The sequence below is a fragment of the Corynebacterium sp. J010B-136 genome, from assembly GCF_002967075.1.
Classification (GTDB): Bacteria; Actinomycetota; Actinomycetes; order Mycobacteriales; family Mycobacteriaceae; genus Corynebacterium.
Genome location: NZ_PUGE01000010.1, coordinates 75,380 through 85,092, shown reverse-complemented (window position 1 = coordinate 85,092; position 9,713 = coordinate 75,380). Strand labels below are relative to the sequence as shown.

Here is a 9,713-nt window from a genome sequence, read left to right as displayed (position 1 = left end):
CTTCGAAGCGCAATCCGATACACTATCTAAGGCAGCATAACCGCCCCCAACCTGTCTACTTTTCAGGGGTCACGCCCTATCCACCCGCACCGTATACCGATACTTCGAACCACTATGGCTTATCGAAATACCCAACAACCCCGACAGATACCGCATCCACGACCAAATCTTCATCGACGGCACCTACACCGCAGCCGGATGCCTACTCATAGCCTCAACCCTCGACCACGTCTTGTGTTGGCACTGGTGCAAAAACGAAACCACCCACTCCTACACGCAGCTACTGTCTAAACTCGCAGCACCATTATGCGTCGTCCTCGACGGTGGACAAGGTGCTCAAGCAGCCATCAAAAAGCTCTGGCCTAACACCTTGATCCAACGCTGCCTCATTCACGCCCAACGAGTTGTTCGCCGCCACGTCACCTCCCGGCCACGCACCGAAGCCGGACGCAAAATCTATAACCTCGCCTTAGAACTAACCGCCATCGACACCGATGAAAAAGCCCGCGAATGGGCAGTCGACCTGCACCAATACGGAATCGACTTCCACGATTTCCTCAACGAGAAAACCCCCATACCCCCAGAAATAAACCGCACCGGCAAACGCTACGAATTCACCCACCGCAGAGTCCGCAGCGCCTATAACTCGCTAACTAACCTCCACAAAAAGGGACACCTATTTACCTACCTCACCCCACCGGATACGGCGATAGACAACGAATCCTGGACATCAAATACCAACAGCCTAGAAGGCGGCATCAACTCGCAACTGAAATTCATCGCTCGCTGCCACCGCGGACGCGGCGGGGAACGACAAAGAAAAATGCTCGAATGGTGGCTCTACAACAAAACACCACTGCCTGACGACCCACACAAGATCGCCAGACAGCAGAACTGGGGAAAAGACCAACTCGCCAAAGTCCACGTCTTAACCCACACCGAGAACCACACCAACCACGAAACCGGAAGGCCAGCCCTCTACGACAATGCTATCCCAACCGAATACAACCACTCAGTAGGAATCAGACAAGGAACCATCCGCTAAACACCCACCCCGACACGCCGCCAGACACCACTTTTGGCATATAGGCCACAAACACCGACCCGCATGTAAGCGGATCGGTGTTTGAACATCAAGCGTTTGGTGGAGCATAGGAGAATCGAACTCCTGACCTCCTGCTTGCAAAGCAGGTGCTCTACCAATTGAGCTAATGCCCCAAGCTTTCGCTAGACAAATACGTTACTCTTTGCACGCAAGTGACGCAAACAGCCCGTTACCAGCAGGTAAAGAGCAGAAAAAGTTACTTCGAATCTTCTTCTTTGATGCGCTTTAGGATGCGCTGGCCAATGGTATGGACTTGTTGCACTTGGGACTTTGTCAGCGGATCGAAAAGCACTTTTTGAACCTGCTCAACGTGCCCAGGGGCGGTGGCGACAACTTTGTCGTAGCCGGCATCGGTAAGCGTGGCGACGGTATAACGCCCATCATCCGGATCGGCGCTGCGGGTAACCCAGCCTTTCTTTTCCAGCTTGGCGATGACCTGTGAGAGCCGGGAAAGTGAACCATTGGCGGTAGACGCCAGATCACTCATGCGCAGCGAGCGGTTTTCCGCCTCTGACAAACGTGCCAGCGCGGTGTAGCCAAAGTGGCTCAGCCCAGCGTTTTGAGTCAGTTGATGATCCAACGAGCGATCCACCTCAATGATCAACGCCATGAGGGTATAGAAAGCATCCTTTTGCTCATCATTTAGCCAACGCGTTTGCGGTCCAGCACCCTTCCCCGCCCGATCATCCATGCGATTCATGACCCTGAGTTTAGCAGAAAAAGACCGCTTCACAATCCAGATTTGCAGGTAGTTGTTAAATATCGCTTTACATCTAAAGCGATACATGCTAGATTTTGGTTAAACCTTTAAGTAATGACTAGGAGAGATAATGTCCGTCCTGCCCGATCCTCGTACTCAAGTCCGTCCCGCTGGTGCGTTGGATGACCTGCGCGCTTTTGCCATCCCCCGTGCGCATGAGCATCGCCATTGGGAACCCAGCGACGGACCGTTGCCAGCACTATTTGTCAGCCACGGTGCACCACCCACCTTGGATGATGCCGAATGGTTGGGATACCTCTACAAATGGTCACAGTCTTTGCCAAAACCCCGCGCCATCGTCATGACTTCTGCGCACTGGGAAAATGCGCCGGTAGCAATCTCTGCATCGGAAGCCGGCACCCCGTTGTACTACGACTTTGGCGGCTTCCACCCGCGCTACTACACCTTGAAATATGAAACCCCCGATGCCACCGAATTGGCCAAGCGTGTAGCCGGCCTGTTGGGATACTCCCCCGTTCACCAATTCACCGACCGCGGCCTGGACCACGGCGCATTCATCCCGATGATGGCAATGTACCCTGCCGGTGACGTTCCAGTAATCCAGGTATCCATGCCATCGATGAACCCATCTGACTTGCAGGAGCTGGGCAATAAACTGCGCAGCCTGCGTGAAGAAGGAATCCTGGTCATTGGCTCTGGCTATATGACCCACAGCTTCGCGGTCATGCGCGATCCTTCACTACAACCGCACGTGCAGGCCTTCGATGACTGGGCGGGTGAAACCATCACGCGTGGCGATGTCGACTCGCTGCGAGACTACCTCAACAAGGGCCCGGGCGCGCGTATCGCTCACCCGACTGCAGATCACTTCGTACCACTGCTACTGACCATGGGTGCAGCTAGTGACCCCACCACCGCGCGCACCGTCTTTAACCGCGTGGGATTGGGCAACCACATTCGCTCCATCGAGGTCTACTAAGAATAAAAGAACAAAGGGTGGGTACCGGTCTTTGACGATCGGTACCCACCCTTTGGCATCGTTAAGCGTATGCGTTTATACGCGTGCCGGCTTTGCCTCTGCTGCTGCAAGTGCCTCGCGCATCAACTCCGCAGCTTGCGACGGGGTCTTGCCCACGCGCACGCCGGCAGCCTCCAGCGCACGCTTCTTACCTTCCGCGGTTCCGGAGGAGCCGGAGACGATCGCGCCAGCATGGCCCATGGTCTTTCCTTCCGGCGCGGTAAATCCGGCGATGTACGCAACGACTGGCTTAGTTACGTACTCCGCGATGTAGTTGGCGGCGTACTCTTCGGCGTCGCCACCGATCTCACCAATCATCATGATCGCCTTGGTGTCAGGGTCCTTTTGGAATTCCTCAATCGCAGCGATGTGCGTGGTGCCAATAATCGGGTCGCCGCCGATGCCGACGCAGGTGGAAAAACCAATGTCAGATAGTTCGTACATCATCTGATAGGTCAGGGTGCCGGACTTAGACACCAGCCCGATGGAGCCTGGCTCCGGTGCGGTCTCCGCCGGGATGATTCCGGCATTAGACTGACCTGGAGTGATAAGGCCCGGGCAGTTCGGACCGATAATCCGGGTGTTGGATTCCTTGGCCAGCGCAAAGAATTCTGCGGTGTCTTTGACCGGAACGCCTTCCGTAATCACAACAGCAAGTGGGATATTGGCGTAAATTGCCTCTTCCACAGCAGACTTGGTGAACTTCGCCGGAACAAAGATGACGGTGACATTCGCGCCGGTGGCCTGAATTGCTTCGCGCACGGTACCGAAGACCGGAATTTTTTCACCGGTTTCAAAAGATACGGTCTCACCCGCCTTCTTGGGGTTAACACCGCCAACAATATTGGAACCTGAACCGAGCATGCGCTGGGTGTGCTTCATGCCCTCGGAACCGGTCATGCCCTGAACGATGATCTTGGAATCAGAGTCGAGAAAAATAGCCATGAGAAATTTTCGTCCTTTGTAGTTCTTTAGGCGTTGACGGTTACGTGGGAATCAGCCAGTTCAGCTGCAGTACGTGCTGCTTCATCCATGGTTGCTACCTGCTGAAGCTTCGGAAGGTTAGCATCTTCCAAAATGGAGCGGCCCAGCTCAGCGTTGTTGCCGTCAAGACGAACAACGAGAGGCTTCGGTTCAATACCTTCAGACTCCAGGATGCGGAATGCCTGGACAATTCCCTTGGCAACCTCATCGCACGCGGTAATACCGCCGAAGACGTTAACGAATACGGACTTGACCTGCACGTCGCCGAGGATGACTTCTAGGCCATTGGCCATGACTTCCGCGTTGGCACCGCCGCCGATATCAAGGAAGTTCGCTGGCTTGGGTTGGCTTGGAAGATCCTCGCCAGCGTAGGCCACAACATCCAAAGTGGACATCACAAGTCCTGCGCCATTGCCGATGACACCTACGGAGCCATCCAGCTTGACGTAGTTCAGGCCCATCTTCTGTGCTTTGAGCTCTAGCGGGTCCTGCGCGCTGTGGTCTTGCAGCTCGGCATGATCTGGGTGGCGGAAGGCCGCGTTTTCATCCAGCGATACCTTGCCGTCCAGCGCCACGATCTCCCCAGCACCGGTCTTGACCAGGGGGTTGACTTCTACCAAGGTGGCGTCTTCTTCGACATAAGTGTCATAGAGCTTTTTGAAGACAGGAATCAGCTTGGTGATTTCTTCTTCGCTAAAGCCTGCTTCGGTCGCGATGTCACGCGCCAAGGTGGTGGTCATGCCATCCAGCGGGGAGAAGCTCCGGCGCACCAGTGCTTCGGGGCGTTCCACGGCGAGGGTTTCAATTTCCACGCCGCCTTCCTTGGATAGCATCACTAGGTAGCGGCGCTTGGTGCGGTCTAAAAGAATGGAGAAGTAGTACTCTTCCGCGATATCTGCACCTTCGGCAATCATTACGCGGCGTACGGTGTGACCTTTGATCTTGAGACCCAGGATGGCATCGGCAGCCTGCGCTGCTTCAGCTGGACTCTTGGCCAGCTTCACGCCACCAGCCTTACCGCGTCCACCTACTTTCACTTGGGCTTTTACGACCACAACGTCTGTACCCAGCTTCTGTGCCGCCTCTTCTGCCTGCGTCGGCGAGGTAGCAGTAATGCCACGAAGTACAGGTACGTCATGCTTTTCAAACAAGTCACGAGCTTGGTACTCGTAAAGGTCCACAGTGAGACTCCATTCTCATCGGTCACGGGGGCTTAACCAACATCACAGTCTATAAGAGACTGGGTCACAGTATCCACGGTTTTGGCCAAAAAGATAGCAGGGCTTGCGAAGCGCATTTCACACACTTCGCAACAATCGAACGCCGCGCGCCCAGACCCATAAATCCGCTGGAAGCGCCGTTGCGCTAGCCGAACACATCACCCACGCTGCAGCTTTGCCAACTTGGCGCGGCATACCCCCAATTTCCTCCCCCTATTTCGGAAACCAGCCCCATTCAACGCGGCTATACTTTGGCCATGTCAGGAATTGATGCAAAGCGGGTACGCACCCGCCACTTTTTTGAAGCAAAAGCCGCTGGCACCCCGATCTCTGCGTTGACCAGCTACGATGCTTTGTCAGCAAGTGTTTTTGATGAGGCAGGCATCGACATGCTGCTCGTCGGTGACTCCGCGGCCAACGTGGTCTTGGGTCGTGACACCACTTTGTCCATCACCGTGGATGAGATGATTGTTCTGGCCAAGGCAGTTACGCTTGCTGCCCGGCGCGCTCTAGTGGTCGTTGACCTGCCCTTTGGCAGCTATGAGGCCTCCCCGCAGCAGGCTGTGGAAACGTCGGTGCAGATCATGAAAGAAACCGGCGCGCACGCGGTCAAGATTGAAGGCGGCGTGGAACGCGCGGACACGATTCGCGCGATTGTCGATGCCGGCATTCCCGTCTGCGGCCACATCGGGTTTACCCCACAATCCGAGCACGCTTTGGGCGGCCCGGTTATTCAAGGCCGCGGTTCGGGCACGGATAAGCTCACCCGCGATGCCCGTGCCGTGGAGGCCGCTGGTGCTTTCGCCGTTGTACTGGAGATGGTGCCAGCCCAGATCGCAGCAGAGGTTACCCGCGAAATTTCCATTGCCACGATCGGCATTGGTGCAGGCCCCGACACCGATGGCCAGATTCTGGTTTGGCAGGACGCCTTTGGTCTTAACCGCGGCAAGACGGCCCGTTTCGTGCGCAAGTACGCCGATTTAGGCACCTCACTTCTCGAGGCCGCCCGCACCTACGCCGACGACGTTTCCACCCGCGCCTTCCCCGCCGCGGAGGAATCCTACGAATGAGACTGATAAAGACCAAAGCAGAGCTTATCGATGCCCTCGCCACCGTCCGCGGAAACGTCGCACTCGTGCCCACGATGGGCGCGCTGCACGAAGGCCACCTAAGCCTGGTCGCCGCCGCCCTCGCCGATAGCGGCTCGGGCAGTCATGCAGATGACGTGATTATTACGAGTATTTTTGTAAACCCGCTGCAATTTACCGATCTTGGGGACTGCGATGATTACCGCAACTACCCTCGGGCCCTCGAGGCCGATGCGCAGCTTTTAGAATCTGCTGGGGTGGATATCATCTTCGCACCCGATGTAGAAGAAATGTATCCGCAGGGCACGCCTGAGATATGGGTGCGCACCGGGGAAATGGGCGCACAACTGGAAGGCGCCAGCCGCCCCGGGCACTTCGATGGGGTCGCCACCGTGGTGGCAAAGCTGTTTAGCCTCGTCCGGCCGCACCGCGCCTACTTCGGGCAAAAGGACGCCCAGCAACTGGCAGTCATTAAGCGCATGGTCAACGATCTGGACCTGCGCGTTGATATCCGCGCCGTCCCAATCATCCGCGGCGCAGATGGCCTTGCCGAGTCCAGCCGCAACCAGCATCTTAGCGCCAGTGATCGCAATAACGCCCTGGCACTATCCGCAACGCTAGCGGCATTGCGCGAGCGCCGCATCGATCTGGACCAAGCCCGCGCCGAGCTGTCCAACTCCCCCGGTGTGGAGTTGGACTACTTGGAAGTGGTTAGCCCCGAGACCCTCCAGCCGGTCACCTGGCCACCGAGTGGACCCGCACTGGCGCTCGGTGCAATCATCGTCGGCAATACCCGTCTGATCGACAACATGGATATATAAAGACGCAAACACCCAAGACTACGTGGACTATATGGGCGTCACCGGAATCCACAGCTGAGCCTTAGCAGTTGAGCCATCCGGGGCAATGGCGGTTTGCAGCAGCTGTGGACCTGGTGCCCACAGGTAGGGGTTAGCGGGAAACCATTCGGTTGCTGCATCTGCCCACATTTGTTGAATGTCTTCGGGAAACTTCCCCTCGGTTTCAAAAACTACCCACGTCCCGGAAGGCACTTCGGTAACGTCATAGCCCGTCAAAGGTTCACTAGTGGCTACTGCGTGCCAGTACTCCAGTGCCGAGCCCTCTTCGTGCTGGTTTGCCATCTCAGTGCTGATGGAAAGTGCGCCCTGAGGCTCCACATCATTGTGTTCTAATAGGGCAGCTTTGCTCCGAGGATCTAGCGATTGTTCAAAGTCGAGGATCTGTTGATTATCTCCTTCAAATTCAAGGTTGACGTGGGTTCTGAACCCACTGAGGTAGAAAGAATCTTTTTCTACTATCCGAAAACGCAATTTCTTTACTCCTTTCACAGAAATATTGAATCTCAGCTGCGGTTGTGAGCTCAGCGTGGCTGAAGCGGAGCGGGCAACCGAAGGATTTACGCCATGAAACTGGCGAAAGCTTCGAGAAAAAGCTTCGGAAGATCCATAGCCGTATTTAATCGCTACATCGAGTACCGAATGTCCCGCACGCAGATCTAAGGCGGCAAGCGTCAAGCGGCGGTTGCGCACATAGGTGGTAAGAGTAACCCCAGCCAGCGTGCTAAACATCCTCCGCAAGTGATACTCCGTAGTCAGCGCACGCCGCGCTAGTTGTTCCACATCGAGTTCTAAATCATTTTCGATTTCTTGAATGATCTGGTTCCACTCCAACATGCAATCATCCTTCATCCGCAGCACTTTCAATGCTATTGGCGCTAACACTGCTGATTCTTGATATTTTCTGACCTAGAAAAGTTCGATTCGGGGCCACTGCTTTGTATCTCGAAGTAGCTGCCGGTCGTGCGACGACAATACGATGGCAGCATCGGTGGCTTCAAGAGCCTGGGTGAGTTCATCAACCAACGCAATGGACAAGTGATTGGTGGGCTCGTCCAGGATCAGCACGTGCGGGAGTCGTGCCAAGACCAGCGCGAGCTCCAGTCGGCGTTGTTGGCCCATGGATAGTTCACCGATGCGTTTATCCATCTCTGCATCACGCAGCAATCCAAGATCAGAAAAGCTTAGCGCCTGCGATTTCTTAATCGTACCCGTGGAGACCAAGTGCTCAACCTGACGAAGGTAATACTCTCCTACTCGTTGTTCGTCAGGAAGGTTGGACTCCTGTTGCAGGTAGCCAACGCGGGTACCCTGCGGCACGGATACATGCCCCGTGTTTGGGGTGAGATGACCGCTGATGACCTCCAAGAGCGTGGATTTTCCAGCACCGTTCGGACCGGTAATCACGAGCCGTCCGCGCTGTGCTAGCTCAAAAGACATCGGTGTATCAAGACGCCCGGTAACAGTGACGTCATCTACTGCCATGAGCTTGGCGGACTTGCGGGTTTTCAACGCCGGGAACTTAAATTCCTGCGGTGGCTCGGGAACGGTGATGGCGTGCGCGGCGAGTTCTTCTTGGCGGCGGTGAAACGCTTTCACGGCACCACCAGCACGCGTTGTGCGCGCATGCTTCGGGGTGCCCTTACCTGGGCGCCACTTATCCACCAGGCGGCTTTGCGCAGATTCCAAACTTGCTTCGAGCCGCGCGTGCTCTGCCTGTTCTTTTTCATAGGCCTGCTCCCAGCGGACCAGCTCGCCCGCGCGGCCCTCGCGGTATCCTTCATAGCCATTGCCGTAGATTCGTACGCGGCCATCTGGTGTGGGATCTACGTCCACGATTGTCTCGGCGAAGTCCGTCAGCAGTGCTCTATCGTGGCTGACCACAGCCACACCACCGGCACGGTTAGAAATCTGCGCCGTGAGAAACTCCAATCCACTGCGATCCAGGTGGTTGGTCGGTTCATCAAGAAGCAAGAAGTCATCATCGGCACCCAATAAACATGCCAGGCGGATGCGGTAGCGCTGCCCCACGGATAACTGCGCCAAGCGGACACTCATATCGGTGACAGCATTCAACGATTCCAGCGCGATGTGCACGCGGCGCTGCGCATCCCATGCGTCGAGGCGCTCAACCCATTCCAAGGCTTCGGTGAAGGCTTCGTTTGCCGCCTCAGTTCCCTCAGCAAGGTTGTGGCTTGCCGTTTCAAATGCGGCCAGCGCCGCGAGCGGTTCGGCAATGGCTTCAGCCACCGCTTCGCCCACGGTGCGCTCACCGTGCGATTCCATTTCTTGCTCAGCTACTCCAAGGGTTCCAATGCATGTCACCGTGCCACTATCAGGTTCTAGACTCCCCGCTAGAACATGCAGCAGCGTAGATTTCCCACGGCCATTTTCGCCTACGATTCCTACGCGCGAATACGCATTAAGAACCAGGTCTACGTCTTTTAAGATGGTATTGGTGCCTCGGATTACGGTTACTTCCGTGGCAGTAATTTGGGCGCGTTCGCGAGCAGGAAGGCCACGCGCAGGAAAACGACGTGCGTCGGTATTCATGTATTTCCTTTGTGAAAATCTCATGCCCAAGACGCTGAAGAGCAGCTTGTCGATGCTTTCAGCCAGACATGATTAAAACTTCGACCCGCACAATCAACTGGCCACGCCCAGATAATGCGCTGCGTGGCAGGATACGAGTCAGGACAAGTTGCCTCCGTTAACACCCC

The 9,713-nt window shown here is 55.9% G+C and carries 8 protein-coding genes, 1 tRNA gene and 1 pseudogene; 4 read left to right on the top strand and 6 right to left on the bottom strand.

Annotated features, from left to right (window positions below; translation table 11 throughout):
- Positions 1 to 76: 76 nt before the first annotated feature.
- Positions 77 to 1,045: pseudogene (locus C5Y44_RS12770) on the top strand (IS1249 family transposase); the annotation flags it as partial.
- Between the two features lie 97 nt (positions 1,046 to 1,142).
- Here C5Y44_RS12770 and C5Y44_RS12765 read toward each other — a convergent pair.
- A tRNA-Ala gene (locus C5Y44_RS12765) sits at positions 1,143 to 1,218 on the bottom strand.
- Positions 1,219 to 1,301: 83 nt separating this feature from the next.
- Positions 1,302 to 1,805 (bottom strand): MarR family winged helix-turn-helix transcriptional regulator, encoded by a 504-nt coding sequence (locus C5Y44_RS12760; RefSeq protein ID WP_105325272.1) that lies wholly within the window; start codon positions 1,803 to 1,805, stop codon positions 1,302 to 1,304.
- 130 nt (positions 1,806 to 1,935) lie between these two features.
- On the opposite strand from C5Y44_RS12760, the gene C5Y44_RS12755 reads away from it, so the two are divergent.
- Positions 1,936 to 2,805: a class III extradiol ring-cleavage dioxygenase gene (locus tag C5Y44_RS12755; protein ID WP_105325271.1), complete on the top strand. Its 870-nt coding sequence runs from the start codon at positions 1,936 to 1,938 to the stop codon at positions 2,803 to 2,805.
- Between the two features lie 75 nt (positions 2,806 to 2,880).
- Here the strand turns inward: C5Y44_RS12755 and sucD are convergent, their stop codons facing one another.
- Both sucD and sucC read right to left on the bottom strand, forming a co-directional pair.
- On the bottom strand, positions 2,881 to 3,789 hold the full coding sequence (sucD, locus tag C5Y44_RS12750) for a succinate--CoA ligase subunit alpha (protein WP_105325270.1): 909 nt from the start codon (positions 3,787 to 3,789) through the stop codon (positions 2,881 to 2,883).
- A 26-nt stretch (positions 3,790 to 3,815) separates the two neighbouring features.
- Positions 3,816 to 5,009 carry an ADP-forming succinate--CoA ligase subunit beta gene (sucC, locus tag C5Y44_RS12745; RefSeq protein WP_105325269.1) on the bottom strand — a complete coding sequence of 398 codons (1,194 nt, stop codon included), beginning with the start codon at positions 5,007 to 5,009 and terminating at the stop codon, positions 3,816 to 3,818.
- Positions 5,010 to 5,305: 296 nt separating this feature from the next.
- On the opposite strand from sucC, the gene panB reads away from it, so the two are divergent.
- Together panB and panC are read left to right on the top strand one after the other, a co-directional pair.
- On the top strand, positions 5,306 to 6,118 hold the full coding sequence (gene panB / locus C5Y44_RS12740) for a 3-methyl-2-oxobutanoate hydroxymethyltransferase (RefSeq protein ID WP_105325268.1): 813 nt from the start codon (positions 5,306 to 5,308) through the stop codon (positions 6,116 to 6,118).
- Positions 6,115 to 6,957, top strand: a complete 843-nt coding sequence (panC, locus tag C5Y44_RS12735; RefSeq protein ID WP_105325267.1) for a pantoate--beta-alanine ligase — start codon at positions 6,115 to 6,117, stop codon at positions 6,955 to 6,957. Before panB ends, panC begins: the two co-directional genes overlap by 4 nt.
- Positions 6,958 to 6,984: 27 nt before the next feature.
- Here the strand turns inward: panC and C5Y44_RS12730 are convergent, their stop codons facing one another.
- Positions 6,985 to 7,830, bottom strand: a complete 846-nt coding sequence (locus C5Y44_RS12730) for a helix-turn-helix domain-containing protein (RefSeq protein ID WP_105325266.1) — start codon at positions 7,828 to 7,830, stop codon at positions 6,985 to 6,987.
- 72 nt (positions 7,831 to 7,902) lie between these two features.
- Positions 7,903 to 9,546, bottom strand: a complete 1,644-nt coding sequence (locus tag C5Y44_RS12725; RefSeq protein ID WP_105325265.1) for an ABC-F family ATP-binding cassette domain-containing protein — start codon at positions 9,544 to 9,546, stop codon at positions 7,903 to 7,905.
- Positions 9,547 to 9,713: the final 167 nt, after the last annotated feature.

Coding starts and splice junctions, on each gene's coding strand:
- C5Y44_RS12755 (WP_105325271.1), top strand. CDS start 1,936: ATGTCCGTCCTGCCCGATCCTCGTACTCAAGTCCGTCCCGCTGGTGCG.
- panC (WP_105325267.1), top strand. CDS start 6,115: ATGAGACTGATAAAGACCAAAGCAGAGCTTATCGATGCCCTCGCCACC.
- C5Y44_RS12725 (WP_105325265.1), bottom strand. CDS start 9,546: ATGAATACCGACGCACGTCGTTTTCCTGCGCGTGGCCTTCCTGCTCGC.
- C5Y44_RS12730 (WP_105325266.1), bottom strand. CDS start 7,830: ATGTTGGAGTGGAACCAGATCATTCAAGAAATCGAAAATGATTTAGAA.
- sucD (WP_105325270.1), bottom strand. CDS start 3,789: ATGGCTATTTTTCTCGACTCTGATTCCAAGATCATCGTTCAGGGCATG.
- panB (WP_105325268.1), top strand. CDS start 5,306: ATGTCAGGAATTGATGCAAAGCGGGTACGCACCCGCCACTTTTTTGAA.
- C5Y44_RS12760 (WP_105325272.1), bottom strand. CDS start 1,805: ATGAATCGCATGGATGATCGGGCGGGGAAGGGTGCTGGACCGCAAACG.